Consider the following 25,729-nt stretch of genomic DNA (forward strand, 5'->3'; position numbering starts at 1 on the left):
CCTGCGTCGTTGCGCTTGCGGCCCAGCTCAAGTTCAGGTCCCTCGTCGCGAAGAGGGGATCAGGCGTTCACGCTATCCTTGAGCGCCTTTGCCACGGTAACCTTGACCTGCTTGTCTGCGGGCTTTTGCATCTGCTCGCCGGTCGCGGGGTTGCGAACCATACGCTCGGGGCGCTCGCGGCAGTAAACTTTACCAATACCCGGGAGGGTGACTGCGCCGCCAGCGGCGACTTCTTTGGTGATCACGTCGGTGATCGCGTCAAGCGCGACCGTCGCGGTTTTCTTGTCGGCATCCATGGCTTCTGCAAGAGCGGCCACGAGCTGGGTCTTGGTCATCGGTTTCGACATCTGTATTCCTCTCTTCGCCCCGCTTGGCCGGGGTCAATTTGATCCGCATTCCACGGTTAGTGGGCATTGTTCGACACGTTTTTCGAGATTATGGCAAGCCCCTTTTGCCTTATTTTATGGATTTCCGCGCGTCATAGGAACGCTGTTTCTTCAAAACTACGCAATTTGCGGCTGTGGATCCGCTCCAGCGGCATCTCGCGCAGCTTCTCCATGGCACGGATGCCGATCAGCAGGTGGCTGGCGACTTGGGTGCGGTAGAATTCCGTGGCCATGCCGGGCAGTTTCAGCTCTCCGTGCAGGGGTTTGTCCGACACGCAAAGGAGGGTGCCATAGGGCACCCGGAAGCGAAAACCGTTGGCCGCGATCGTGGCGCTTTCCATATCCAGAGCCACCGCCCGCGACTGGCTAAGCCGGTGGACCGGGCCGGAATGGTCGCGCAGCTCCCAGTTGCGGTTGTCGAGCGTAGCGACCGTGCCCGTGCGCATCACGCGCTTGAGCTCGTAGCCCTCAAGCTGGGTGACCTCGGCCACGGCCTCTTGGAGGGCAACCTGTACCTCGGCCAGCGCCGGGATCGGCACCCAGACCGGCAGGTCGTCATCAAGCACCTTGTCCTCGCGCAGATAGGCATGAGCCAGCACGAAATCGCCCAAATTCTGCGAGTTACGCAGCCCCGCGCAGTGGCCCACCATCAGCCAGGCATGCGGGCGCAGCACGGCGATGTGGTCGGTTGCGGTTTTGGCGTTGGAGGGGCCGACGCCGATATTGACCAGCGTGATGCCCTGACCGTCGGGGCGCTTGAGGTGATAGGCGGGCATTTGCGGCATTTTCGCAAGGCCCGGGATCTCGGCCTGCGGGTCCGAGATCTCTTGGTTTCCGGGCGCCACGAAGCTGGTATAGCCAAGCGCCGGATCGCTCAGCAGGCGACGCGCCACGGCCTCGAACTCATCGACATAGAACTGGTAGTTGGTGAAGAGCACGTGGTTCTGGAAATGCTCGGGCAGGGTCGCTGTGTAATGCGACAGGCGCGCCAGCGAGTAATCGACCCTTTGGGCGGTGAACGGCGCGAGATGACCCGAGCCGTCGGGATTTGGGCCTGCCGCGCCGTTCACGATATCATCGTTCATCGTCATCAGATCGGGCACGTCGAACACATCGCGCAGGCTGAAATCGAGCACGCCCTCTTGGGGCACCGCGACTTCGGGGTTGGAGGCGACGGCGAAATGCACTGGCATCGGGGTGGTGGAGGGGCCCACCTGAACCGGGACGCCGTGGTTCTTGATCAGAAGGCCCAGCTGCTGCGTCAGGTAGTTGCGAAACAGATCGGGCCGGGTGATCGTCGCGGCATAGGTGCCGGGGATCGGCACATGGCCAAAGCTGATCCGGCTGTCGCCCTTCACATGCGAGGGCACCGTGATGCGCACCTCCGGGTAGAAGGCCCGGAACCGGGCCGAGGCGCGCTGCGAGCTCAGGGTCTCGTTGAACTTGCCAAGCAGGAAGGCGGTGGCCTCTTCGTAGAGCGCCTCAAGGCGCGCCACGGCGGCAGCCGCATCGGTGAATTTCTCGGGATCACACATTTCGGGAGTTTGGGTCGTCAGAGGTTCGTTCATTCAAAAAGTTCCGTCAGTTCAAAGCGCGACACATCGACCAGCCCCAGATCCGAGATCCGGATTTCGGGGATGACGACGAGCGCGAGCAGCGAATGCTGCATGTAAGCGTTGTTGAGGGTGCAGCCGCATTCGGCCATCGCCTCCACCATCTTGCCGGCACGCGCGGCCACGGTCTGCGCGGGATCGTCCGACATCAGACCGGCTATGGGGAGGGGAACGCAGGCCAGCTCGGCCCCGTCCTTCCAGACCGAGACACCGCCGCCGATCTCGCCCAGCCGATTGGCGCAGGCGGCCATCATCTCGCGGTCGGTGCCCACGACGATCATGTGGTGGCTGTCATGGGCCACGGTCGATCCCATCGCCATGCGCCCCTGATAGCCGAAGCCCGAGACGAAGCCGTTGGTGACAGTCCCCGTGCCCTTGTGGCGCTCCACCAATGCGATCTGGGCGATGTCGCGGGCGGGGTCGGGGTGTACATTGCCCTGCGTAACCGTCATTTCGCAGCTCAGTGCCTTGGTGGGGGCTTGGTTCTCGATCACGCCGATCACGCGGGCCTGCACTTTGGCGGCCCCTTCGGGTGCGGGAATTGCGAAATCGGTCTCTGTCAGTTCGCGGCCCAGATGGACCGTGTCGCGGGCCTCTTCAGGCCAGTCGAAATGCGGGCATTCCGTCAGCAACTTACCGTTCTTCGCGACGGTCTTGCCGCGCGCGATGACATGTTCCACCGGCAGCGTCTTGAGATCCGAGGTCAGGATCAGATCGGCGCGGCGTCCCGGCGTGATTGAGCCAAGCTCGCGCTCCAGCCCGAAATGGCTCGCCGTGTTGATCGTGCACATCTGCAGCGCCACCAGCGGATCGCAGCCGCACTCAACCGCATGCCGATAGACCCGGTTCATATGACCATCATTGACCAGCGTGCCGGAATGGCAATCATCGGTGCACAGGATGAAGTTGCGCGGATCGAGCCCTTTCTCGGTGACCGCGGTGATCTGGGTTTCCACATCGTACCAAGCCGAGCCCAGCCGCATCATCGAGCGCATCCCGTTGCGCACCCGTGCAATCGCATCGGCCTCGCAGGTGCCCTCGTGATCATCCGCAGGGCCACCCGCAGCATAGGCCCTGAACGGTGCGCCCAGATCGGGGGAGGCGTAGTGCCCGCCCACGGTCTTGCCTGCGTTTTGCGTGGCGGCGATCTCGGCCAGCATCTGGGCATCGCCCGCAACCACGCCCGGAAAGTTCATCATCTCGCCCAGCCCGATGATGCCGGGCCATTGCATCGCCTCGGCCACATCCTCGGGCGTGATCTCGAATCCCGTCGTCTCAAGCCCCGGCGCGGAGGGGGCGCAGGAGGGCATCTGCGTGAAGATGTTGACTGGCTGCATCAGCGCCTCGTCATGCATCATCTTCACGCCTGCAAGCCCCAGCACATTGGCGATTTCATGCGGGTCGGTGAACATGCTCGTGGTGCCGTGAGGGATCACGGCGGCGGCGAATTCGGCAGGGGTCAGCATGCCGCTTTCGACATGCATATGGGCATCGCACAGGCCGGGGACCATGAAGCGCCCCTCAGCCTCGATTACCTCTGTATCGGGTCCGATTGCGCCTGACAGATCCGGGGCGATTGCGGCAAACCGGCCATTGGCTACGGCAATATCGTAGCCCTCAAGGGTCTCGCGGGTATGAACATTGACCCATATCCCATTGCGGATGACGAGGTCGGCGGTGTCGCGCCCGGCGGCAACGGCGATCAAGCGCGCTGCGGACTCGGGCCAGGATTTAATCTTGTTCTCTAGTTCCATGTCCCAGCCTGTCACTGCGCGCGAGAAGGTTCAAGAGTCGTTGTGATCACTTGGCGCAGGCTCTACCTATGCGAGGTGACATTTTGGCAAAAGGAGAGGCAGATGCCGGTGCTTCTTTCGATCGGACATGGGTTTTCCGCGCAGGCGCTGACGCCCTTGCTGCTGGCGCGCGGCTGGCGTGTCATCGGGACGACGCGCAGCCCCGAGAAAGCCGCGATTTTGCGCGATCAGGGGGTCGAGCCGGTAATCTGGGAGGGGGGCGATCTGCCGCTTGAAGGGGTGACGCATCTGATGAGCTCGGTGCCGCCCGGCGCGGACGGGGATCCGGTCTTGAACGCGGCCTCCGAGCAGATCGCGCAGGCGAGCGCCCAGTTCGACTGGATCGGCTATCACTCGACCGTGGGCGTCTATGGCGATCACGCGGGCGGCTGGGTCGATGAGGCGACACCCCTCACCCCCTCAACGCGGCGCGGGCAGGCCCGGGTCGAGGCCGAGGCCGCTTGGGGCGCGCTGGCGTCGGCGCATCGCCTGCCGCTGCATTACTTCCGCCTTGCCGGGATCTACGGCCCGGGGCGTGGCCCCTTCGAGAAGGTGCGGCGCGGGACCGCGCGGCGGGTGATCAAGCCGGGTCAGGTCTTCTCGCGCATCCACGTGGCCGATATCGCACAGGTGCTGCTCGCCTCGATCGACCGGCCCGATCCGGGGGCGATTTACAATGTCTGCGATGATGATCCCGCCCCGCCGCAGGATGTGATCGGCTACGCCGCCGAGTTGCTGGGCGTGCCACAGCCGCCCGAGGTCTATTTCGAAACCGCCGAGATGTCGCCGATGGCGCGCAGCTTTTATGCCGAGAGCAAGCGCGTGCGCAACGACAAGATCAAGCAGGATCTGGGCGTCGAGCTGTTGTATCCCGACTACCGCGTTGGGCTGCGCGCGCTGCTCGATCAGGCGGGTTGAAGCTGCTCGCGGCGCTCACGCACGGGCAGGTGGAGCAGGGCCGAGAAGGCCCCGACGCCGACGCCCACCCACCAGACGAGCGTGTAATTCCCGTAAAGATCATAGAGCCTGCCGCCCAGCCAGACGCCAAGGAAGGCCCCGAGCTGGTGAGAGAAGAACACGATCCCGTAGAGCGTTCCCATGTAGCGCAGCCCGTAGATATGCGCGACGAGCCCTGAGGTGAGCGGCACGGTCGCGAGCCAAAGCGCGCCCATCGCGAGCGAGAAAAGCAGCACGCTGGCCGGGGTCATCGGCAGCAAGATGAAGGCACCCGCAACGACGGTGCGCGCCAGATAGATCCCGGCGAGCAGGTTCTTCTTCGACCAGCGCTTGCCCGCCCAGCCCGCAGCGATCGTGCCCACGATATTGGCCAGCCCGATCAGCGATATCGCGATGGCGCCGAGCGCCGAGGTGGTCTCGATCCCGAGCCCTGCCAGCAGCGAATTGGGCGCAATCGCGCCGCACATCTCTGTCACCATCGCGGGGAAATGGGCGGTGATGAAGCCAAGCTGATAGCCGCAGGAGAAAAACCCCAAAAAGATCAGCGTGAAGCTTGGGTCTCGGAAAGCGCGCATCAGAACGGTGCCCATGCTCTCGATCAACTCGTCGCGGGTGGCGCGCACCGGAGCGCGCAGCAGCGGCAGGGCGCAGAGGCTGGCAAGGATCACGGCGGCGAAGATCAAAAAGACCGTCTGCCAAGGGAAATAGCCCAGCAACAGCTCGGCCATCGGCGCGCCAAAGACCTGCCCGGCAGAGCCCGCGGCGGTGGCGATACCAAGTGCGAGCGAGCGGTTCTCGTCACTGCTTGCCCGGCCCACGACGGCGAGGATCACGCCGAACCCGGTGCCCGCCACGCCAAAGCCCACGAGGATCTCCAGAACCTGATGCTGTCCCGGTTCCACGGCAAAGGACGAGAGCACGAGGCCAAGCGCATAGACCAGAGCGCCAAGGATGATCGCAAGCCGGTCGCCCCATTTCTCGGCGAGCGCGCCAAAGATCGGCTGACCGATGCCCCAGGCGAGGTTCTGGATCGCGATGGCGAGCGAGAATTCCGCACGGGGCCAGTTGAACTCGCTCGCAATCGGGATCTGGAAGACGCCAAAGCTTGCCCGGATCGCGAAACTCATCATCAAGATGATCGCGCCGCCGACGAGAACGGGGGTGAAAATTCGGGTCTGGGTCATGACGCTCTCCGCAAAAGCGCCGCTTTCGAAGCGCAGAACGGATTTGTGCAGCTTCCTTTGCGTTGCGTCAAATCTTTGCTTGTTCCGGTCACAATCGCGCGCGCGTCTTGCACCTTCTTCGCCCACATGGCCCAATGGTCAGCACAATGGGCACGGCAAGGGAGGCAGTATGTATACGGTGATCGGGACGGTGGGATCGCGCACTTTGCGGGTGCTGTGGATGCTCGAAGAGCTGGGCCTTGAGTATGAGCATGTACAGGCGGCACCGCGCTCGGAAGATGTCGTGGCGATCAATCCCGCAGGCAAGGTGCCGGTGCTGATCGTGGAGGGCACGCCGATCACCGATTCGACGGCGATTCTGACCTATCTGGCCGATGCGCATGGCCGGTTCACCCATCGCGCCGGGACGCTGGAGCGCGCGCGGCAAGACAGCCTGACGCAGTTTCTGCTCGATGAGTTCGATTCCAATCTCTGGACGGCTGCGCGGCACAGTTTCATCCTGCCTGAGGAGCTGCGCCTGTCGGGCATCAAGGAGTCCCTGCGCTGGGAGTTTGAGCGCTCGCAGCGCACGCTGATCCGGCGCATGGGCGGGGGCGATTTCGTGATGGGCGGCGAGATGACCGTGCCCGATATTTTGCTTGGCCATTGTCTGGAATGGGCGGTCATGGCGAAGTTTCCGATCATCTCCGAGAGCCTGACTGCCTATCACCAGCGGATGCGCGCGCGGCCTGCCTTCAAGCGCGCGGTGGCCCGGCGCGAGGCCTCGGGCTCTCAGGATGCCGGGTCTTAACTGACGACGCGCATCGTGATGTTGATGCGCCCGCCCTTGGGCAACAGCGTCGAGGTGGCGGGCGCGATCCGGTCGATCCCATGATAGAGCAGACGGGCCTCGCCCCCCATCACCATCACATCGCCCGAGCGCAGCCAGAGGCTTTGGGTCTTGCCGCCCCGCGTGGCGTTGCCGATGCGGAACAGCCCGTCATCGCCAAGGCTGATCGAGACCACGGGCTCGTTGAAATCGGCCTCGTCGCGATCTTGATGCAGGCCCATTTTCGCGCCTTCGGAGTAGAAGTTGATCAGGCAGCATTCGGGATCGCGCGCACTGCCTGAGACGGCGCGCCAGACCGACAGGATCGAGGCGGGAATCGCGGGCCAGGGCGTGCCGGACGGGTGGGTTTCGCTATAGCGATAGCCGCTGCGATCGGAGACCCAGCCATAGCGCCCGGCCGAGGTCATGCGCACCGACATCGCCTTGCCCGACGGGGTGACGGGCGAGAATAGCGGGGCGGCGGCCACGACCTCGCGTAGAGCGTCGCGCATCTCGGTTTGCGCCTGCAGGTCCAAAAGCCCGGCATAGTGCAAAAATCCGCGAATCTTCTGTGGATCGGGAATATTTTCGCTCTGTTCCGACATTTCTGACATTTTCTCGCAATCTTCATGAGGAGACGGTTCTTGCAGCCCCAATTTTGGCTCCTTATATACGCTCCGAAGCCCGGCGCTGGCCAGTTCGGCGTCAGGACAAAGAGTAGCAAACCGAAACCCAAGGGATAGGGGCCGGGTGCCTGACAGGACCTGCACCCCACCATATCGCCAAGAGAGGGAACAAAATGGCCAAAGTTATCGGCATCGATCTCGGGACCACAAACAGCTGCGTGGCTATCATGGACGGCGCGCAGGCCCGTGTGATCGAAAACTCTGAAGGGGCACGCACCACGCCCTCCATCGTCGCCTATACCGACGACGAACGTCTGGTGGGGCAGCCGGCGAAGCGCCAGGCGGTCACCAACCCGACCAACACCGTCTTTGCTGTCAAACGTCTGGTGGGGCGTCGCACCACCGATGCCGAAGTCGAAAAAGATCGCAAGCTCGTGCCTTATGACATCGTTGATGGTGGCAATGGCGACGCTTGGGTTCAGGTCCGCGGTGAGAAATTCTCGCCCGCGCAGGTCTCGGCCGTGATCTTGCAGAAGATGAAGGAAACCGCCGAGAGCTATCTTGGCGAAGAGGTGACGCAGGCCGTCATCACTGTGCCCGCCTATTTCAACGACGCTCAGCGTCAGGCCACCAAAGACGCAGGCAAGATCGCCGGTCTTGAGGTGCTGCGCATCATCAACGAGCCGACGGCGGCAGCGCTCGCTTATGGTCTCGACAAGAAAGAGACCAAGACGATCGCGGTCTATGACCTTGGCGGCGGTACGTTCGACATCACGATCCTTGAGATCGACGATGGTCTGTTCGAAGTGAAATCCACCAATGGCGACACGTTCCTTGGCGGTGAAGACTTCGACATGCGGATCGTCAACTACCTCGCCGACGAGTTCAAGAAAGAGCACGGCGTCGATCTGACGAAAGACAAGATGGCGCTTCAGCGCCTCAAGGAAGCTGCCGAGAAAGCCAAGATCGAACTGTCCTCCTCGAGCCAGACCGAAATCAACCAGCCCTTCATTTCGATGGGCAAGGATGGCACGCCGCTGCACATGGTCATGAAGCTGACCCGTGCGAAGCTGGAAAGCCTCGTCAACGACCTGATCAAGGCCTCGATGAAGCCCTGTGCCGCAGCGCTCAAGGATGCCGGTGTCACCAAGGACGAGATCGACGAGATCGTTCTCGTGGGCGGTATGACGCGGATGCCGAAAGTCGTGGCCGAGGTGACGAGCTTCTTCGGCAAAGAGCCGAACAAGGGCGTAAACCCTGACGAAGTCGTCGCCATGGGTGCTGCGATTCAGGCAGGCGTTCTGCAAGGCGACGTCAAGGACGTGGTCTTGCTCGACGTGACCCCGCTGAGCCTTGGCATCGAGACGCTGGGTGGCGTGTTCACCCGCCTGATCGACCGCAACACCACGATCCCGACGAAGAAGTCGCAGATCTTCTCGACCGCCGAGGACAACCAGAACGCCGTGACGATCCGGGTCTTCCAGGGTGAGCGCGAGATGGCTGCCGATAACAAGCTGCTGGGCATGTTCAACCTTGAGAACATCCCGCCGGCGCCGCGTGGCATGCCGCAGATCGAAGTGACCTTCGACATCAACGCCGATGGTATCGTCTCGGTCTCGGCCAAGGACAAAGGCACCGGCAAAGAGCAGAAGATCACGATCCAAGCGTCGGGCGGTCTCACGGATGATGAGATCGAAAAGATGGTGCAGGACGCCGAGGCCAACGCGGAATCCGACAAGACCCGCAAGGAGCTCGTCGAGACCCGCAACCAAGGCGAGTCGCTGCTGCATTCGACGCGCAAGTCGCTCGAAGAGCATGGCGACAAGGTCGATGCCTCCACGGTTGAGGCGATCGAACTGGCAGCCAACGCGCTTGAAGAAGCTCTCAAGACCGAAGAGGTCGGCAAGATCAAAGGCGCGGTCCAGAACCTCACCGATGCGGCCATGAAACTTGGCGAGGCCATCTACAAGGCTGAGCAAGAGAAGGCCGGTGAGGCTGAGTCCTCGGATGCGGAAGCGCCGCGCGACGTCGATGACGATATCGTCGATGCCGATTTCGAAGATATGCGCGACGACGAGCGCAAGTAAGCGCGAATGGAACACGAAACGGGCCTGCCCGATCAGGCGGGCCCGTTTTCATGTTCCCCCAGAGGGGGATAACCGATGGCAAAACGCGATTATTACGACATTCTCGGAGTCGCCAAGGGCGCCTCTGCTGACGAGATCAAGAAGGGCTACCGGACCAAAGCGAAGGAGCTGCATCCTGACCGCAACAAGGATAACCCGGAAGCCGAAGCGCAGTTCAAAGAGGCCAATGAGGCCTATGACGTTCTGAAAGACCCGGAAAAGAAAGCCGCCTATGACCGCTTTGGTCATGCCGCGTTTGAAGGCGGTATGGGGGGCGGTGCACGTCCCGGTGCCGGATATGGCGGCGGGGCCGGGCAGGGCGATTTCGCCTCGGCCTTCTCGGATGTGTTTGAAGATCTGTTTGGCGACTTCATGGGTGGACGTCCGGGCGGCGGCGGTGGCCGCTCGCGTGCGCAACGTGGCTCGGACCTGCGCTACAACTTGCGCATTTCGCTCGAAGAGGCGTTCGCGGGGACGCAAAAAACCATCACCGTTCCCAGCTCCGCTGCTTGCACCTCGTGCAACGGTACGGGCGCGGAAGGGGGGGCCGAGCCGCAAACCTGCCCGACCTGTTCGGGCATGGGTAAGGTGCGCGCGCAGAACGGCTTTTTCACCGTGGAGCGGACCTGTCCGACCTGCGGTGGACAAGGTCAGGTGGTCAAGAACCCCTGCCGCGTCTGTCATGGCGCGGGCCGGGTCGAGGTTGAGCGCCAGTTGCAGGTGAACATTCCGCCGGGCGTTGAGACGGGTACCCGTATTCGCCACGCGAATGAGGGTGAGGCCGGTCTGCGCGGCGGGCCTTCGGGCGACCTCTATATCTTCATTGAGGTCAGCGCGCATGCCTTGTTCGAGCGCGACAATGTCGATCTGCATTGCCGGGTGCCGGTGTCGATGGCGACAGCTGCACTGGGCGGTGAGGTCGAGGTGCCGACGATTGATGGCGGGCGCTCGCGGGTGAAGATCCCCTCCGGCAGCCAGTCGGGTCGGCAGATGCGTCTGCGTGGTAAGGGGATGCCTGCGCTGCGCGGTGGCGGTGTCGGTGACATGTTCATTGAGCTGGCCGTCGAGACGCCGGTGAATCTGACCGGACGCCAGAAAGAGATCCTGCGCGAGTTCCAGGAGATCGAAGCGGAGAACAATCCCGAAGGGGCGAGTTTCTTCCGCAAGGTCAAAAGCTTCTGGGACGGCATGACCCAATGAGAAAGGCGCCTCCGGGCGCCTTTTTTCTATAAATGAGCCCGCTTTGTTCTCATGTTTACGGATTGTTCACCGAGAATCGGAGACAGTCGGTACATGAGCCAGCGCCGCAATCCCTTTACTGACCCCGCATTGCCGCTTTTTGCGGCGCAGGATGAGCTGCGCGCGCTGGCACTGGGCGGCAAGGACGGGATGCGTCCCGCCTATCTGCAACAGCACAGGCGGGGCTTGCGTGATCGCTGTGTCGATGGTGACGGAGGCGCGCTTTCGGATTTCGACCTTCTCGAGCTGGTGTTGTTTCGGGCGATCCCACGCCGGGATGTCACCAAGCTCGCGCATGAGCTGCTCGCGACCTTTGGCGATTTTGGGCGTGTGATCTCGGCGGCGCCCGCGCGCCTGCGCGAAGTGGAGGGGGTGGATCTGGCGGTCATTCAGGAGGTGAAGTTCGTTGAGATCGCGGCGCAGCGTCTGGCGCGTTCGAAGGTGATCAACCGGCCTGTGCTCAGCTCGTGGCAGGCGCTGCTGGACTATTGTCACACGACGCTCGCCCATCGCGAGACAGAGCAATTTCGAACGCTGTTTCTAGACCGGAAGAATGTACTGATCGCCGATCAGGAGCAGGGGAAGGGCACGGTCGACCATGTCCCTGTCTATCCGCGCGAAGTCGTCAAGCGGGCGCTGGAGCTGAACGCCTCCGCGCTTATCTTGGTGCACAATCATCCATCGGGCGATCCGACCCCTTCAGAGGCCGATATCACCATGACACAACAGATCGAGCAGGCCGCCGCGGTGTTTGGCATCGTGCTGCATGACCATCTGATCATCGGGAAGTCGAAAGAACTGAGTTTGCGATCGGCAGGTTATTTCTGAGCGATGCGCTGAAGCGCCTCTGCATGCAGGTCGGGCAGCGGCAGAACAACGGATTGCCCCACGGCCTCGCAAGAGGGCATATCGATCGAGACCGGCTGTGTGGGCCCGGGGACGCCTGCGTCGAAGCGCTGCAGCGTTCCGGTCGCAGTGGTGCCGCAATTGTCGGGCGTCACCTCCGCTTCGATTTGCAGGCGCGCCTGCGTCACAGAGGACGGGGCGGTGTAAAGCTCGATCTGGCTACCCTCGGGGCCGGCGTAGCTCATGAGGTAGCCGCCAATCGTGTCATCGGGGTTGCGCGGCATTTCGGCGCTGATGTCGCCGGAGCCCTCTTCGCCCGGGGCCATCTCGTGAATGTCGAGATGCATGCTCGACGCGCTATCGGCGGTGAGAATGACCCGATCAAGCTTGGTGGCGCTTGGCGTGTCGATGGTCTGCGTGGCGATCTGCGCCTGCTGGAACTGCACAGAGACTTCTGTGCGCGCCGTGAGGGCGGGGAGCAGTGCCTGCCAGTTGCCATCCTGATCTGCCATGGCCGTGAGCGTCAGGATGCCGTCGGAGACCTTGATATTAGCGCCACCTGCGCAGCTTGCGCTCAGGGCTGCCGAGACGGAGCCGGCCGGCGTCACGTCAAGGTGCAGCGTGGCGTCCGGGCATTGCGAGGTGCTGAGCGCCGTAAAGCTGTGCTGGCTTTCGTCGGGCATCTGCGGGATCATCTCGACTCCGGTATCCTGCGCGATCACTTTCGACGTCGGATTGCGCAGAACGGTCATCGAGGCGAGCTGTGTGCGCGGCGTTTTGGGCGGGGTCGGTTTGGCCGTCGAGGCCATCCCGACGTCACGCGCAGGGGACAGGCCCGCCTGCTCGGGAGAGGGGGTAACGCTTTGCATGACGTGACCGGTGGCGGCCGCCAGAAAGAATGTGGCGCCTATCAATGTCAGTTTGTGCATTCTGCGCATGAGTCGCTTCCCGGTCTTTCGAACAGGTTCAATCTAAGCGGGGAGTTGGGCGAAGCTTAGGCGTGAATGGGGAAAAGCGGCTCACAGCCGAACACATTTCGCCCTGAATATGGGGCTATTTCCCGACTGCGCCGCAAGGTCTGGATCGAATTGGGGCGGAGCTGCCTCAATCATGTCAAAGTTCAATCGAGTCCTGCGCCGCGCAGGTGCCCGCCAAGTCGCATAAAAACAAAGGCAGCCGAAGCTGCCTTTGGTCTGATCAGGTAAGTTGCCCGTGGCAGTGCTTGAATTTCTTGCCCGATCCGCAGGGGCAGGGATCGTTGCGCCCGGGATCGCCCCATGTCGTGGGATCGGTTTCATCAAAGCCCGGCACGGCCATGTCTGGCATTTCGGCGGTTTCCACGATCTCGAGATTCGGCGCGGCTTCTTGCGGGGCCTGCTGTTGCAGGAGTTGCGCCTGCTCTTCCTCGGTCAGCGGGCGCACGCGCGATAGCTGCTGCGAGACATCCGAGCGCAACCCGTCGAGCATGATCTCAAAGAGCTGGAAGCTTTCGGTCTTGAACTCCGACAGCGGATCGCGTTGCGCATAGCCGCGGAAGTTGATCGTGGAGCGCAGGTGCTCGAGCGTCACAAGATGCTCACGCCACTTGCTGTCGATGGTTTGCAGCAAGACCTGCTTTTGGATCATCTGCATCGTGTCTGCGCCGAAAGCTTCGGTTTTTTCGGCCATCTGGGCGCGGGTCGCCTCTTCGAGGCGCTCGGCCACGACGTCCTGATCGACGCCCTCTTCTTCGGCCCATTCGGCAATCGGCAGATCAATCGAGAGCTGCTCGATCAGAGCGGCGTGCATACCCTCGACATCCCACTGATCGGCGTAGGATTTCGGCGGCATATAGGTGTTGATCAGATCGTCGATCACCTGATCGCGCATGTCGCCGGTGATCTCGCTGAGCTCTTCGCTTTCCATGATCTCACGACGCTGGCTGAAGATCGCCTTACGCTGATCGTTCATCACATCGTCGAATTTCAGCAGCTGCTTGCGGATATCGAAGTTGCGGCCCTCAACCTTCGCTTGCGCGCGTTCCAGCGATTTGTTGACCCACGGGTGGATGATCGCCTCGCCTTCCTGCATGCCCAGTTTCGAGAGCACGGCGTCGAGCTTGTCGGAGCCGAAGATCCGCATCAGATCGTCTTCGAGCGAGAGGAAGAACAGCGAGCGGCCCGGGTCGCCCTGACGGCCCGAACGGCCGCGCAGCTGGTTGTCGATGCGGCGGCTTTCGTGACGCTCAGTGGCGAGCACGAACAGACCGCCTGCCTCAAGCACCTTGGCTTTCTCATCGGCATGCTCGGCCTCGATCCGGGCGCGCACGGCGTCGGGATCGGCCTCCGGGTTGGCGTCCAGCTCTTCGAGCACTTTCATGTCGACATTGCCGCCAAGCTGAATATCGGTCCCGCGACCGGCCATGTTGGTCGCAATCGTCACCGCGCCCAACCGGCCCGCATCGGACACGATCTTAGCTTCCTGCTCGTGCTGGCGGGCGTTGAGCACGTTATGGGTGACGCCATTCTTGGTGAGCATTTCCGAGAGCATCTCGGATTTCTCGATCGAGGTGGTGCCCACGAGGATCGGCTGACCCTTTTCATGTGCCACGCCAATCGCCTTGATCACCGCCTCATATTTCTCGCGCGCGGTGCGGTAGACCCGGTCATGCTCGTCTTTACGCGCAATCGGGCGGTTGGTCGGGATTTCGACCACGCCGAGGCTGTAGATTTCGGAGAATTCGTCGGCCTCGGTGGCCGCGGTACCAGTCATGCCGCCCAGCTTTTCATAGAGGCGGAAATAGTTCTGGAAGGTGACCGAGGCGAGGGTGACGTTCTCGGGCTTGATTTCGACGCCTTCCTTGGCCTCGATGGCCTGATGCAGACCGTCGGACAGACGACGGCCCTTCATCATCCGGCCGGTAAATTCGTCGACCAGCATGATCTCGCCGTCTTTGACGACGTAGTTCTGATCCTTGAAGAACAGCTTGTGAGCCCGCAGCGCCTGGTTGGCGTGGTGCACGATGGTCGTGCTCTCGGGGTCATAGAGCGACTGGCCTTCGGGCAGGATACCGGCGGCGAGCAGGATCTGCTCGAGATGCTCGTTGCCCTCTTCGGTGAAGGTCGCGTTGCGGTCCTTCTCGTTAACCTCATAGTCCCCCTCTTCGAGCTGGGGGATGTAGACGTTGAGCGTCTTGTAGAGATCGGAGCGGTCATCCGAGGGGCCCGAGATGATCAGAGGCGTGCGGGCCTCGTCGATCAGGATCGAGTCAACCTCATCGACGATCGCGAAGAAATGCCCGCGCTGCGCCATTTCCTCGACCGAGGTGCGCATGTTGTCGCGCAGGTAGTCAAAGCCCAGCTCGTTATTCGTGGAATAGGTGACGTCGGCTGCATAGGCCTCGCGCTTCTCGGCATCGGGCTGGAACGGCACGACGACGCCGCAGGTCATCCCAAGCGCGGCATAGACCTTGCCCATCCAGTCTGCGTCGCGGCGGGCGAGGTAATCGTTGACGGTGACGACATGGACGCCCTTGCCTGCCAGCGCATTGAGATAGGCCGGGAAGGTCGCGACAAGGGTTTTGCCCTCGCCCGTCTTCATCTCAGCGATATTGCCTTGGTGCAGGAAGATCCCGCCGATGAGCTGCACGTCGAAGGCCCGCAAGCCAAGGGCGCGGCGCGCGCCTTCGCGGCAGTTTGCGAAGGCTTCGGGCAGGATGGAATCGAGGCTCTCGCCCTCGTCTTGCACCCGGCGTTGAAACTCACGGGTTTTCTCGATGATGGCGTCATCGCTCAGGGCTTCGTATTCCGCCTCGAGCGCATTGATTTTTGCCACCAGCGGGCGCACCGATTTTACCTGACGGTCATTCGATGTTCCGAAGACTTTCTTCGCGACTGTTCCGATGCCAAGCATGTAATCTCCGAGCGGTAGCTGACCATATCGTGTAACCAAGCGACTTGTCGCGCCGGGTCGGCCTGTTAGAACGGCGAACGAAACAAGGGCGGTACGCCTCGTACAGACCTAAGGCGATGTAAGGGGCGACCGTCACAGTGTCAACGCCGCTTGAGGAAGCGGCCAGGAGGGAGTGGCAAGGATGCCCGGAATGAAAAGTTATCTCGCAAGCGCAGCAGTGATCGCCCTGATCGGCGGGGCCGCGATGGCCGATGATGCGAAAGCACCGGCAGCGGCGTCAGATACGCCCAAGGCGGATGCGGCACAATCGGATGCGGCCGCCAAGCCGCGCACCGATCTCAAGGCGAATACGGTCGTGGCCACGGTCAACGGTCAAGACATCACCTTGGGCCAGATGATCACTGTGCGCGACGGTTTGCCCGCACAATATCAATCGATTCCCGCCGACAAGCTGTTCGATGGCGTGCTCAATCAGTTGATCCAGCAGACCGCGCTGGCCGAGATCGGTGAAAAGCGGATGACCCAGCGCGACAAGATCGCGCTTGAGGTGCAAAAGCGCGCCTATCTCGCAGGCTCGTTGCTGAACTACACCGCCGATAAGGCTGTGACCGACGCGGCGCTGAAAAAGGCCTATGAAGCCAAATACGCGGATGCCAAGCCGACCAAGGAATATCACGCAGCCCATATTATCGTGAAGACCAAGGACGAGGCCGAGAAGATCAAGAAAGAGATCGATGGCGGTGCGGATTTCGCGGCTGAGGCCAAGAAATATTCGACCGATGGCTCTGCCTCCAATGGCGGCGATCTGGGCTGGTTCAAGCTTGATGCGATGGTCAAACCCTTTGCCGACGCGCTCACCGATATGAAGGACGGCCAGGTCAAGGGTCCGATCCAGACGCAATATGGCTGGCATGTCGTCAAGCTGATCGGCACCAAAATGGTCGATGCGCCGAAGCTGGCGGATGTGAAAGACAAGCTGGCCGGCGAGATCCGTCAGGCAGCGGTCGAAAAGCGCGTTACGGATGTTGTAGACGCCGCAAAAATCGACAAAATGACCAAAGGGATTGATCCGTCGGTACTCAACGATCAATCGATTTTGGATAAGTGATCGGAACAGGCAGGGGCTATGGCGAAGAAGAAAAAGGCTGACAAGGACGACAAGCTGAAGGCCAAGGTTAAGAAGCTGCGCACCAAAGCCAAGGCGTTGAAAGCCGAACTTGCCGCCGTGGCCCCTGCCAAGATCAAAAGCAAGACGGTCGCGGTGTCACCGCTGGCACCGAAATCCTTCCCCGATCTACCGCAGATCGGGGGGGTGGAGTTTGCCTCGGCAGCTGCGGGCGTGCGCTATGCGGGCCGCACCGATGTGATGCTGGCCCGTGTCGCTCCGGGTTCTGCGATTGCGGGGGTGTTCACCACCTCTTCGACCCGCGCGGCCTGTGTGCTCGATTGTCAGGCCAAGCTTGCGATGCGCGTGCCGCAGGATGCGGGCGCCGCGATCATCGTCAATTCCGGCAATGCGAATGCCTTTACCGGACAGGCGGGTCAGTCTGCGGTGGATGCCGTGACCGGCGCTGTGGCCGAGGCGCTCGATATGCCTGCAAGCCGGGTGTTTTCCTCCTCGACCGGGGTGATCGGCGAGCCGCTGCCCTATGAGAAGATCGTCGAGGCGGTGACCGGTCTGAAGGACAGCCTCTCGCCCGCCGGGATCGAGGATGCCGCCCGCGCGATCATGACGACCGATACCTATCCCAAGGGCGCAATGGCCGAGATTGAAGGCGATGGCGGCACGATCCGCATTGCCGGGATCGCCAAAGGCTCTGGGATGATCGCGCCCAATATGGCGACGATGCTGGTCTATCTGTTCACCGATGCCCGGATTTCTGCGGATCGGCTGCAAAAGATGCTCTCGCGCCAAGTCGATGACACGTTTAACGCGATCACGGTGGACAGCGACACGTCGACCTCCGATGCGCTGATCGTTGCGGCCACGGGCCAATCGAAAGCCGCCGAGATCAGCGATTTGCGCTCTGCCGAGGCAAAAGCGTTTGAGGCCGCCTTGCGATCGGTGATGATGGATCTGGCCCATCAGGTCGTGCGCGACGGGGAGGGGGCCACGAAATTCGTCGAGATCCGCGTCACTCGGGCCGCTTCCAAGGAAGATGCCCATAGGGTCGCAATGTCGATTGCGAACTCGCCATTGGTGAAGACTGCGATTGCGGGTGAGGATGCGAATTGGGGCCGCGTCGTGGCGGCTGTCGGCAAGTCCGGGGCTCAGGCGGATCGCGACAAGCTCAAGATCTCCTTTGGCGACATGGTGCTGGCCGAGAAGGGCTGGCGCGCGCCGGATTACTCCGAAGAGGCGGCCAGCGCCTATATGAAGGGCGAAGAGCTGGTGATCGCGGTCGATCTCGGTCTTGGCCGGGCGTCGAAATCGGTTTGGACCTGCGATCTCACCCACGGATATATAGACATCAACGCGGATTACCGTTCGTGAAGCTGCTTCTTGTCTCTGCCGTTGCCCTGATCGATGTCGAGGGGCGGATCCTGCTCGCGCAGCGTCCCGAGGGCAAATCGATGGCCGGACTGTGGGAATTTCCCGGCGGCAAGGTCGAGCCGGGCGAGACGCCCGAAGCCTGCCTTATCCGCGAGTTGCGCGAGGAGCTCGGGATCGAGACGCAGGAAAGCTGCCTTGCGCCGCTGACCTTCGCCAGCCACAGCTATGAGGGGTTTCACCTTCTCATGCCGCTCTTTGCCTGTCGCAAATGGACGGGGCAGGTGGCCCCGCAGGAGGGCCAGCAGCTTAGCTGGGTCAAGGCGAATGCGCTGCGCGACTATCCGATGCCGCCTGCGGATGAGCCGCTCATCCCGATCCTGAGAGATTGGCTATAATAGGCATTTGCTAGAAATTTTTGCAAACTGCTAACCTTGTGTCCATATTGCGCGACAATCCGCTCTTTTTGTTTGCATTATGTAAATCCTCTCCTGATATTTGTAACAGGGAGAAGGAGAAACATCATGCTCAGAACGATTTTGATTGGTAGTAGTGTGTCGATTCAGGGCGTGTTCGAACGCCAACTGGACACGGGACGCATCCTCGTGCGCGTTGGCGATAGCCTGTTTGCAGGCCGACCTGTCCTCGCCCGATAGATGCGCGAAATAAAATAGAAAAACGGGGGCTCTTGCGAGCCCCCGTTTTTATTTCGGATCGTGGTCTGAGGATCAGAGCGTGCGCTCGATCTCCTCGCGCTCGAAGATCTCGATGACATCGCCTGCGCGAATGTCTTCGTAATTCTCGAAAGCCATACCGCATTCCTGACCGACCGGCACTTCCTTGACCTCGTCCTTGAAGCGCTTGAGCGTCTTGAGCGTGCCCTCGTGGATCACCACGTTGTCGCGCAGCAGGCGCACACCAGCAGAGCGGCGCGCTTGGCCCTCGGTCACGAGACAACCTGCAACCTTGCCCACGCCCGTGACCTTGAACACTTCCTTGATCTCGGCATAGCCGATGAAATGTTCGCGGATCTCGGCCGACAGAAGGCCCGAGGCTGCGGCTTTGATGTCATCCACCAGATCGTAGATGATCGAGTAATAGCGGATCTCGACACCTTTCTGGTTGGCCGAGTTGCGGGCCGGCGCGTTGGCACGGACGTTGAAGCCGATGACCGGCGCCTGGCTTGCTTCGGCTAGACCGATATCGGATTCGGTGATCGCACCGACGCCCGAATGCAGGATGCGCACGCGCACCTCTTCGTTGCCGACTTTCTCGAGCGCCTGAACAATCGCCTCGGCAGAGCCCTGCACGTCGGCTTTCACCAGCACCGGAAGCTCCGTCACGCTCTCGTCCGCCTTGGCTTTCGCCATCAGCTGTTCGAGCGTCGTGGCCGCACCAGCCGCCGCGCGTTTGTCTTTCGCGGCTTCCTGACGGTATTCGGCGATCTCGCGGGCCTGAGCCTCGGTCTCGACGACGTTGAGTACGTCACCGGCTTCCGGCGTACCGTTCAGACCAAGCACTTCGACCGGAACCGACGGCGCTGCGTCCTCGACGCGCTCACCCTTGTCGTTGATCAGTGCGCGGACCTTGCCCCATTGCTCGCCCACGACAAAGATATCGCCGCGGCGCAGGGTGCCGTTTTGCACCAGAACGGTGGCCACGGGACCCCGACCGACGTCAAGCTTGGCTTCGATCACCGCACCTTGGGCCGCCCGATCCGGGTTGGCCCGCAATTCGAGCAATTCGGACTGAAGCGCGATGGCCTCAAGCAGGTTGTCGAGCCCAGCACCGGTTTTGGCCGACACTTCGACGTCCTGCACATCACCCGACATCTCTTCGACAACAACTTCGTGCTGCAGCAACTGGGTGCGGACTTTTTGCGGATCAGCGCCCGGCTTGTCGCATTTGTTGATCGCGACGATCATCGGAACATTGGCGGCCTTGGCATGGTTGATCGCCTCGATGGTCTGCGGCATCACCGAATCATCGGCTGCCACAACAAGCACCACGATATCGGTGACATTGGCACCGCGTGCCCGCATCGACGTGAAGGCCGCGTGGCCGGGCGTGTCAAGGAAGGACAGCACCGCACCGCTTTCGGTCGTCACCTGATAGGCGCCGATATGCTGTGTGATGCCCCCGGCTTCGCCCGAGACCACATTGGCCTTGCGGATCGCGTCCAGCAGCGAGGTCTTGCCGTGGTCGACGTGGCCCATGATCGTGACGATCGGGGGGCGCGTCTGCATGTCTTCGGGCTTGTCATCGACCTGGTCGATCACCTGCTCGACATCGGAATCCGAGACCCGAACCGTGCGGTGGCCGAATTCTTCGATCACCAGCTCTGCAGTGTCTGCGTCGATGGGCTGGTTGGCCGTGACCATCATGCCCATATTCATCAGCGATTTAACGACATCCGCGCTCCGCTCGGCCATCCGGTTGGCCAGCTCGGAGACGACGATCGTCTCGGGGAGCTGCACGTCACGGACTTGCTTCTCGGCACGGGTGGCGCCGCCCATGGCCTTCTGGCGTTGGCGTTCCTGCTTGCGCTTCATCGCAGCCATCGAGCGCTGACGACCTTCGCCAGCTCCCAAAGCTTCGTTCAGCGAGAGCTTGCCGGTGCGGCGGTTGCCGCCGCCGTCGGTCTTGCCCTTGCCCGCGCGGTTGTCGCGCTCGTTGCGCGTGTCGCGCTCGCGGTCGGTCTTGCGCGGACCCGAGGCGACAACGCCTTTGGTCTCGGCGCGTGCCGCCGCGGCTTCGACTGCCGCCTGATCGGGCACTTCGTCCTTCTTGGGACCACCCTTGCGGATCTCTTCTTTTTTCTTGTCGCGCAGTTCGGCCTCGCGCTTCTTGCGCTCGTCCTCTTCTGCCTTGGCCTTGAGCGCATCCTCGCGCTCGCGGTCTTCGCGCTCCTTGGCTTCCATCTCGGCCCGGCGGCGCTCGCGCTCTTCTTCGCGGGCCTTCTCATCGGCTTCGCGGGCTTTGGCCTCGTCGACTTCGCGGGCCTTCGCGGCCTGCAATGCCTTCATGCGACGCTCCATCTCGGCGTCGGAAATCCCGGCTGGGCGTCTGGACGGGTCACCGCCCGCAGGCTTGCCGCCGCCCGGGCCTTTGCCAGCCCCGGCGCTCGGTTTGTTGACAACCCGCTTCTTGCCCTTGGTTTCGACCACAACGTTTTTAGTCCGCCCGTGCGAGAAGCTCTGCTTCACCTGCCCGGGACGCGACGCTGCGCCAAGACCAAGAGTTTTTTTGCCGTCCGTATCGCTCATGCCGTCTTCGTATCCTTCATGGCGGTCTGGCCGCCGTCCTGCTTGCGCAATCCCGCAAGCCTCGATGCATCTTCTATAACACGCGGGGTGAGGCCACCGGCTGCAAGCGCGCCGTGTATCGCACGATCGCGACCAAATGCCAAACCCAATTCCTGAGAGGTCAGGCAGCCGAACCATCGACCGCCCTCAGGGGTCCACAGTTTGCCTTTTCCCCTGTCCGAGCCGTCGCTGGCCTGAAGCAACACCTTCGCGCGTCCTTCGGCCAGCCAGCCTTTGACTTTCTCGAATCCGATAACTGCTTTACCGGATTTCCGAACCAGAGAGATAAGCTCAACCACGCGGCTGGCAAGGGCAGTTTCGACCATTTCCACCAGATTTTCTGGTGTTTCGGCCGGTGCCTTGGCGGCGCGGGCGAACAATCCCTTCTTGATCGCGGTCTCGATCGTGCCGCGCTCGCAGGTCACCCAGATCCCGCGACCGGGGAGTTTTTCCGCGACATCGGGATAGATCAGACCGTCGGGGCCCAGCACGAACCGGACAAGCCCGGCCTTCGGCTGAACGTCTCCCGTGACGATGCAGCGCCGTTCGGGGTCGTCATTTTCTTTCACACGTCCGCCGCGACTCATCTGGGCTCCTCTCGGGGGGACCGAGGCTTACGCCTCGGCCTCCTCCTCGTTTTCGTCTTCCGCGCCTTCCTCGGCCTCGCTTTCCAGCTCGGACGGATCGACCCAGCCAAGCTGGATGCGCGCGGTCATGATCAGGTTCTGCGCCTCTTCGAGGCTCATTTCGAACTTCTCAAGCAAGCCGTCATCCTTGACGCGCTGGCCGTCGACCGTGGTCCAGCCACCTGCCAGTTCCCAATCCGCACAGGTCGCGAAATCTTCGAGCGTCTTGATGCCGTCCTGAGCGAGCACTTCGATCATCTGCGGGGTCAGCCCGTCGAAATCGAACAGCGATTGCTCGACGCCCAGTTCCTTCGCGGCTTCCAGCGCGCGGCGGTTCTGCGCCTCGATGACATCTTGCGCACGGGCTTGCAACTCGCTCGCGGTGTCGGAATCGACGCCCTCGATCGACAGCAGTTCTTCCATGTCGACATAGGCGACCTCTTCGAGCGAGGTGAAGCCTTCGGCGACGAGAAGCTGCGCGAAGAACTCGTCGAGATCGAGCGAGTCGACGAATAGCTTGGTGCGCAGCGCGAACTCGGCCTGACGACGCTGGCTTTCCTCGGCTTCGGTCAGGATGTCGATATCCAGACCGGTGAGCTGGCTTGCGAGGCGCACGTTCTGACCGCGACGACCGATGGCGAGCGACAGCTGCTCGTCGGGCACCACGACCTCGATCTTGCCCGCTTCCTCGTCGATCACAACTTTCGACACTTCGGCCGGTTGCAGCGCGTTCACGAGGAAGGTCGCCTGATCTTCATTCCACGGAATGATGTCGATCTTCTCGCCCTGCAATTCGCCGACAACAGCCTGCACGCGCGAGCCGCGCATACCGACGCAGGCACCGACCGGGTCGATCGAGTTGTCATAGGAGATCACGCCGATCTTCGCGCGCGAGCCGGGATCACGGGCCACGGCCTTGATCTCGATGATGCCGTCATAGATCTCGGGCACTTCCATCTTGAACAGCTCGGCCATGAATTGCGGGTCGGTGCGCGACAGGAAGACCTGCGGGCCCCGCGCTTCGCGGCGGACGTCTTTGACATAGGCGCGGATGCGGTCGTTCGGGCGATAGCTTTCGCGGCCGATCTTCTCGTTGCGGCGCAGGATTGCCTCGCCACGACCGATATCGACGATGATATTGCCGTATTCCTCGCGCTTGACGACACCGTTGAGGATGGTGCCTGCGCGGTCCTTGAATTCCTCGTATTGACGATCACGCTCGGCCTCGCGGACGCGCTGCAAGATCACCTGCTTGGCGCTCTGGGCGGCGATCCGGCCCAGATCGACCGGCGGCACTTCGTCAACGATCTCGTCGCCCACAGCCGGCGCGTCGAGATATTGCTTGGCCTGCGCGACGGTCAGCTCTGCCTGGTAGTTCTCCAGAAGGTCATCTTCGACCACGGTGCGCACCCGGGTAAAGGTCGCGCGGCCCGTCTTGCGGTCGATGGAGACGCGGATGTCCATCTCGGTGCCGTAGCGCGACTTCGCGGCCCGGGCGAGGCTATCCTCCATCGCTTCGATCACCAGCTCGGGATCAATCATCTTCTCGCGGGCGACCGCCTCGGCGGTCTGCAGAAGTTCCAACTGGTTGGCAGAGGTGATTGCCATGGCTCAGGTCTCCTCGTCGGGGGATTCGTCGATTTCGTCAAATTCGTCTTCGTTGATGAGACCCTCGGCCTTCTTCTGCCGCAGCATCTCGGTAATCAGTTCATCCGTCAGCACCAGCTTCGCATCCGAAAGCCAGTCAAATTGCAGGCCGATCACGACCTGCTCGCCCTGATTCTCGATCTCGATCAGGATCTCGGACCCTTCGATCCCGCGTAGCATGCCTTTGAAGCGCTTGCGCCCATCGATCATCTCGTCGGTCTCGATCTTCGCCTCGTGGTCCTGCCACATCTCGAAATCCTTGAGACGGGTCAGCGGACGGTCGATGCCCGGCGAGGACACTTCAAGCGTGTAATTGTCCTCGATCGGATCTTCCACGTCGAGCGTGGCCGACACCGCGGTCGAGATCTTGGCGCAGTCATCGACGACAATCCCGCCTTCGGGGCGATCTGCCATGATCTGCAGGGTCGCGGTCTTGCCGCCTTGCAGGCGCAGACGCACAAGCTCGAAGCCAAGCCCTTCGATCACGGGGACGACGATATCGGCGAGCCGCCGGTCAATGGCGGTCTTGGCGATCAGGTCGGTCATATTCTCCGATCCTTCAAAAAAAAACGGGCCTAAGCGGCCCGTCACACGTTTCCGGTGGGCGCTGAGTTTGGACCCCAGCGCGCCGCTGTTGAAGGCGATATAGGCAATTGCGACAGATTCCGCAAGCGGAAGTTCAGCCCACCCGCTCCGGGCGCGGATTGTCGCGCCAGATCCGCCAGTTCAGCGCCGCCGCGATGCACAGCCAGACGAGATAGGGGAAAACCAGCAGGCCCGCGATCATGTCGACCCTGAGGAAGGCCAGTAGCATCGCGGCCACCGCGATCCACAGCAACACCAGCACAATCATCGCCAGCCTTACCCGATGCGCGCCAAAAAAGACCGGCGTCCAGAGCGTATTGAGCGCGATCTGCACCGCGAAGAGTGCCAGCGCCAGTTGCGATCCGTCCAGCTGGGCCACGCGGGCCGTCGCATAGGCGACAGAGACGTAGATATAGGTCCAAGCAACGGGGAAGGCCCAGTTCGGCGGTGTGAAATCGGGGCGGTTGAGGCTCTCGTACCAGTCGCCGGGCTTGAAGATGACGCCGGTCGCGGCCGCCGCTGCGGATGCGCCGAGAAAAAGCAGGAAATAGGTCAGCATCTGGATATCCTCGGATCGGGGCTTCTTAGGATCTAAGCGTATCCATCGCATGGACAAGGCCCCGGGTGATTCCCGGCTCGCTAAGCGCGTGACCCGCCGCTGAGACCAGCTGGAGATCCGCGCGCGGCCAATCCTGTGCCAGCCGATAGGCCGAAACCGGCGGGCAGATCATATCGAGCCGCCCCTGAACGATCGTCGTCGGGATATGTTCGATCCGCTTGCGGTCACGCAGGATCTGCCCATCGACCTCAAGAAAAGCCTTGTTCTGGAAATAGTGATTCTCCAGTCGGGAAAAGGCACGGGCGTAATCGGGTGAGGCCTCTCCCGGCGGGCCATCGAAGCGCACCGAGGCCAGCGCGTTTTCCCACATCGCCCAATGGCGCCCGTAGCGCGCTTCCTTGACGTAATCGCCACAGAACAGCCGCTTGTGATAGGCCCCGATCAGATCGCCATGCTCGTCTTCGGGGATGGGGCGCAGGAAATTGGCCCAGAGATCGGGATAAAACCGGCCCGCGCCGCCACCGTAGAACCAGTCGAGCTCGGCTTGGGTCGCAAGAAACACGCCGCGCAGCACAAGCGCTTCGGCGCGGTCGGGATGGGTCTGGGCATAGAGCAGAGCAAGCGTGGCCCCCCAGCTTCCGCCGAACACGATCCATGCGGGAATATCAAGCGTTTCGCGGATCCGCTCCATATCCGCGATCAGATGCCACGTGGTGTTGGCCTCGACGCTGGCATGGGGGCGCGACAATCCACAGCCACGCTGATCAAACAGAATGATCCGGTAATGCGCGGGGTCGAAAAACCGCCGCATCGTGGGAGAGCAGCCGCCGCCCGGCCCGCCATGACAGACGACAACCGGTTGGCCCTGCGGGTGCCCCGATTGCTCGACATAGATCACGTGGCCATCGCCCATATCGAGCCTGCGCTGATCGAATGGCTCGATCGGCGGGTAGAGCCGTGCCTCCGGCGTGCGCTTTTGCCCTGCTGTTCTGTCCATATCTCGACTATATAGAGCATTCGAGGCGCCTGCCATGGGCGTTTGGCAAC

The 25,729-nt window shown here is 62.0% G+C and carries 21 protein-coding genes; 8 read left to right on the forward strand and 13 right to left on the reverse strand.

Annotation, left to right across the window (positions count from 1 at the left end):
- Positions 1–59: 59 nt before the first annotated feature.
- The 3 genes from DL1_RS07330 to ade all read right to left on the reverse strand — a co-directional run bounded on the left by DL1_RS07330 (position 60) and on the right by ade (position 3,753).
- Entirely contained in the window at positions 60–347 is a 288-nt protein-coding gene (locus DL1_RS07330; protein ID WP_038064337.1) for an HU family DNA-binding protein, read from the reverse strand.
- 131 nt (positions 348–478) lie between these two features.
- Positions 479–1,954 carry an AMP nucleosidase gene (locus DL1_RS07335; protein ID WP_038064338.1) on the reverse strand — a complete coding sequence of 492 codons (1,476 nt, stop codon included), beginning with the start codon at positions 1,952–1,954 and terminating at the stop codon, positions 479–481.
- Positions 1,951–3,753 (reverse strand): adenine deaminase, encoded by a 1,803-nt coding sequence (ade, locus tag DL1_RS07340; RefSeq protein ID WP_038064339.1) that lies wholly within the window; start codon positions 3,751–3,753, stop codon positions 1,951–1,953. Before ade ends, DL1_RS07335 begins: the two co-directional genes overlap by 4 nt.
- 102 nt (positions 3,754–3,855) lie before the next feature.
- Between ade and DL1_RS07345 the strand changes: the two genes are divergently transcribed.
- Entirely contained in the window at positions 3,856–4,710 is an 855-nt protein-coding gene (locus DL1_RS07345) for an SDR family oxidoreductase (RefSeq protein WP_038064340.1), read from the forward strand.
- On the opposite strand, the gene DL1_RS07350 is transcribed toward DL1_RS07345, so the two are convergent.
- A complete protein-coding gene (locus DL1_RS07350; RefSeq protein WP_038064341.1) occupies positions 4,698–5,933 on the reverse strand; it encodes an MFS transporter in 1,236 nt (411 codons plus the stop codon). The genes DL1_RS07345 and DL1_RS07350 overlap by 13 nt on opposite strands.
- Before the next feature lie 169 nt (positions 5,934–6,102).
- On the opposite strand from DL1_RS07350, the gene DL1_RS07355 reads away from it, so the two are divergent.
- Positions 6,103–6,723 (forward strand): glutathione S-transferase family protein, encoded by a 621-nt coding sequence (locus tag DL1_RS07355; RefSeq protein ID WP_038064343.1) that lies wholly within the window; start codon positions 6,103–6,105, stop codon positions 6,721–6,723.
- On the opposite strand, the gene DL1_RS07360 is transcribed toward DL1_RS07355, so the two are convergent.
- Entirely contained in the window at positions 6,720–7,346 is a 627-nt protein-coding gene (locus DL1_RS07360) for an alpha-ketoglutarate-dependent dioxygenase AlkB family protein (protein ID WP_051693405.1), read from the reverse strand. The two genes, DL1_RS07355 and DL1_RS07360, sit on opposite strands and share 4 nt — an antisense overlap.
- A gap of 194 nt (positions 7,347–7,540) precedes the next feature.
- Here DL1_RS07360 and dnaK point away from each other — a divergent pair, with 194 nt between their 5' ends.
- The 3 genes from dnaK (at position 7,541) to radC (ending at position 11,560) form a co-directional block, all read left to right on the forward strand.
- Positions 7,541–9,454 (forward strand): molecular chaperone DnaK, encoded by a 1,914-nt coding sequence (dnaK, locus tag DL1_RS07365; RefSeq protein ID WP_038064345.1) that lies wholly within the window; start codon positions 7,541–7,543, stop codon positions 9,452–9,454.
- A 75-nt stretch (positions 9,455–9,529) separates the two neighbouring features.
- Positions 9,530–10,693, forward strand: coding sequence for a molecular chaperone DnaJ (gene dnaJ / locus DL1_RS07370; RefSeq protein ID WP_038064347.1), 1,164 nt, complete (start codon positions 9,530–9,532; stop codon positions 10,691–10,693).
- Positions 10,694–10,786: 93 nt separating this feature from the next.
- Positions 10,787–11,560 carry a RadC family protein gene (gene radC / locus DL1_RS07375; RefSeq protein ID WP_038064349.1) on the forward strand — a complete coding sequence of 258 codons (774 nt, stop codon included), beginning with the start codon at positions 10,787–10,789 and terminating at the stop codon, positions 11,558–11,560.
- On the opposite strand, the gene DL1_RS07380 is transcribed toward radC, so the two are convergent.
- The gene (locus DL1_RS07380; protein ID WP_038064351.1) at positions 11,551–12,516 is read right to left on the reverse strand and encodes a hypothetical protein; all 966 of its coding nucleotides are present in this window, start codon (positions 12,514–12,516) and stop codon (positions 11,551–11,553) included. The two genes, radC and DL1_RS07380, sit on opposite strands and share 10 nt — an antisense overlap.
- A gap of 259 nt (positions 12,517–12,775) precedes the next feature.
- Entirely contained in the window at positions 12,776–15,469 is a 2,694-nt protein-coding gene (gene secA, locus DL1_RS07385) for a preprotein translocase subunit SecA (RefSeq protein WP_038064353.1), read from the reverse strand.
- A 190-nt stretch (positions 15,470–15,659) separates the two neighbouring features.
- Here secA and DL1_RS07390 point away from each other — a divergent pair, with 190 nt between their 5' ends.
- Genes DL1_RS07390 through mutT form a run of 3 tightly spaced genes read left to right on the forward strand, consistent with a single transcriptional unit; the run spans position 15,660 to position 18,358 of the window.
- A complete protein-coding gene (locus tag DL1_RS07390) occupies positions 15,660–16,577 on the forward strand; it encodes a peptidylprolyl isomerase (RefSeq protein WP_245739604.1) in 918 nt (305 codons plus the stop codon).
- 18 nt (positions 16,578–16,595) lie between these two features.
- Positions 16,596–17,963 carry a bifunctional glutamate N-acetyltransferase/amino-acid acetyltransferase ArgJ gene (argJ, locus tag DL1_RS07395; protein WP_081856280.1) on the forward strand — a complete coding sequence of 456 codons (1,368 nt, stop codon included), beginning with the start codon at positions 16,596–16,598 and terminating at the stop codon, positions 17,961–17,963.
- Complete coding sequence (gene mutT / locus DL1_RS07400) at positions 17,960–18,358, forward strand: 8-oxo-dGTP diphosphatase MutT (RefSeq protein WP_038064354.1); 399 nt, start codon at positions 17,960–17,962, stop codon at positions 18,356–18,358. The genes argJ and mutT overlap by 4 nt, the downstream gene beginning before the upstream one ends.
- A 330-nt stretch (positions 18,359–18,688) precedes the next feature.
- On the opposite strand, the gene infB is transcribed toward mutT, so the two are convergent.
- The 6 genes from infB to pip form a co-directional block, all read right to left on the reverse strand.
- A complete protein-coding gene (gene infB, locus DL1_RS07410; RefSeq protein WP_038064359.1) occupies positions 18,689–21,226 on the reverse strand; it encodes a translation initiation factor IF-2 in 2,538 nt (845 codons plus the stop codon).
- On the reverse strand, positions 21,223–21,852 hold the full coding sequence (locus DL1_RS07415) for an RNA-binding protein (RefSeq protein WP_038064362.1): 630 nt from the start codon (positions 21,850–21,852) through the stop codon (positions 21,223–21,225). Before DL1_RS07415 ends, infB begins: the two co-directional genes overlap by 4 nt.
- 27 nt (positions 21,853–21,879) lie before the next feature.
- Complete coding sequence (gene nusA / locus DL1_RS07420; protein ID WP_038064364.1) at positions 21,880–23,499, reverse strand: transcription termination factor NusA; 1,620 nt, start codon at positions 23,497–23,499, stop codon at positions 21,880–21,882.
- Positions 23,500–23,502: 3 nt separating this feature from the next.
- On the reverse strand, positions 23,503–24,084 hold the full coding sequence (rimP, locus tag DL1_RS07425; protein WP_038064366.1) for a ribosome maturation factor RimP: 582 nt from the start codon (positions 24,082–24,084) through the stop codon (positions 23,503–23,505).
- A gap of 133 nt (positions 24,085–24,217) precedes the next feature.
- Positions 24,218–24,682, reverse strand: coding sequence for a tryptophan-rich sensory protein TspO (gene tspO / locus DL1_RS07430; RefSeq protein ID WP_038064369.1), 465 nt, complete (start codon positions 24,680–24,682; stop codon positions 24,218–24,220).
- 25 nt (positions 24,683–24,707) lie between these two features.
- Positions 24,708–25,679 carry a prolyl aminopeptidase gene (gene pip, locus DL1_RS07435; RefSeq protein ID WP_038064372.1) on the reverse strand — a complete coding sequence of 324 codons (972 nt, stop codon included), beginning with the start codon at positions 25,677–25,679 and terminating at the stop codon, positions 24,708–24,710.
- Positions 25,680–25,729 lie beyond the last annotated feature (50 nt).

Origin of the sequence: Thioclava dalianensis, assembly GCF_000715505.1 — a bacterium.
Taxonomy (GTDB): Bacteria; Pseudomonadota; Alphaproteobacteria; order Rhodobacterales; family Rhodobacteraceae; genus Thioclava; species Thioclava dalianensis.

Bases quoted from the DNA above. Each gene is read 5' to 3' on its own strand.
- DL1_RS07330 (WP_038064337.1), bottom strand. From the start codon at position 347: ATGTCGAAACCGATGACCAAGACCCAGCTCGTGGCCGCTCTTGCAGAA.
- DL1_RS07335 (WP_038064338.1), bottom strand. From the start codon at position 1,954: ATGAACGAACCTCTGACGACCCAAACTCCCGAAATGTGTGATCCCGAG.
- ade (WP_038064339.1), bottom strand. From the start codon at position 3,753: ATGGAACTAGAGAACAAGATTAAATCCTGGCCCGAGTCCGCAGCGCGC.
- DL1_RS07345 (WP_038064340.1), top strand. From the start codon at position 3,856: ATGCCGGTGCTTCTTTCGATCGGACATGGGTTTTCCGCGCAGGCGCTG.
- DL1_RS07350 (WP_038064341.1), bottom strand. From the start codon at position 5,933: ATGACCCAGACCCGAATTTTCACCCCCGTTCTCGTCGGCGGCGCGATC.
- DL1_RS07355 (WP_038064343.1), top strand. From the start codon at position 6,103: ATGTATACGGTGATCGGGACGGTGGGATCGCGCACTTTGCGGGTGCTG.
- DL1_RS07360 (WP_051693405.1), bottom strand. From the start codon at position 7,346: ATGTCGGAACAGAGCGAAAATATTCCCGATCCACAGAAGATTCGCGGA.
- dnaK (WP_038064345.1), top strand. From the start codon at position 7,541: ATGGCCAAAGTTATCGGCATCGATCTCGGGACCACAAACAGCTGCGTG.
- dnaJ (WP_038064347.1), top strand. From the start codon at position 9,530: ATGGCAAAACGCGATTATTACGACATTCTCGGAGTCGCCAAGGGCGCC.
- radC (WP_038064349.1), top strand. From the start codon at position 10,787: ATGAGCCAGCGCCGCAATCCCTTTACTGACCCCGCATTGCCGCTTTTT.
- DL1_RS07380 (WP_038064351.1), bottom strand. From the start codon at position 12,516: ATGCGCAGAATGCACAAACTGACATTGATAGGCGCCACATTCTTTCTG.
- secA (WP_038064353.1), bottom strand. From the start codon at position 15,469: ATGCTTGGCATCGGAACAGTCGCGAAGAAAGTCTTCGGAACATCGAAT.
- DL1_RS07390 (WP_245739604.1), top strand. From the start codon at position 15,660: ATGAAAAGTTATCTCGCAAGCGCAGCAGTGATCGCCCTGATCGGCGGG.
- argJ (WP_081856280.1), top strand. From the start codon at position 16,596: ATGGCGAAGAAGAAAAAGGCTGACAAGGACGACAAGCTGAAGGCCAAG.
- infB (WP_038064359.1), bottom strand. From the start codon at position 21,226: ATGAGCGATACGGACGGCAAAAAAACTCTTGGTCTTGGCGCAGCGTCG.
- DL1_RS07415 (WP_038064362.1), bottom strand. From the start codon at position 21,852: ATGAGTCGCGGCGGACGTGTGAAAGAAAATGACGACCCCGAACGGCGC.
- nusA (WP_038064364.1), bottom strand. From the start codon at position 23,499: ATGGCAATCACCTCTGCCAACCAGTTGGAACTTCTGCAGACCGCCGAG.
- rimP (WP_038064366.1), bottom strand. From the start codon at position 24,084: ATGACCGACCTGATCGCCAAGACCGCCATTGACCGGCGGCTCGCCGAT.
- tspO (WP_038064369.1), bottom strand. From the start codon at position 24,682: ATGCTGACCTATTTCCTGCTTTTTCTCGGCGCATCCGCAGCGGCGGCC.
- pip (WP_038064372.1), bottom strand. From the start codon at position 25,679: ATGGACAGAACAGCAGGGCAAAAGCGCACGCCGGAGGCACGGCTCTAC.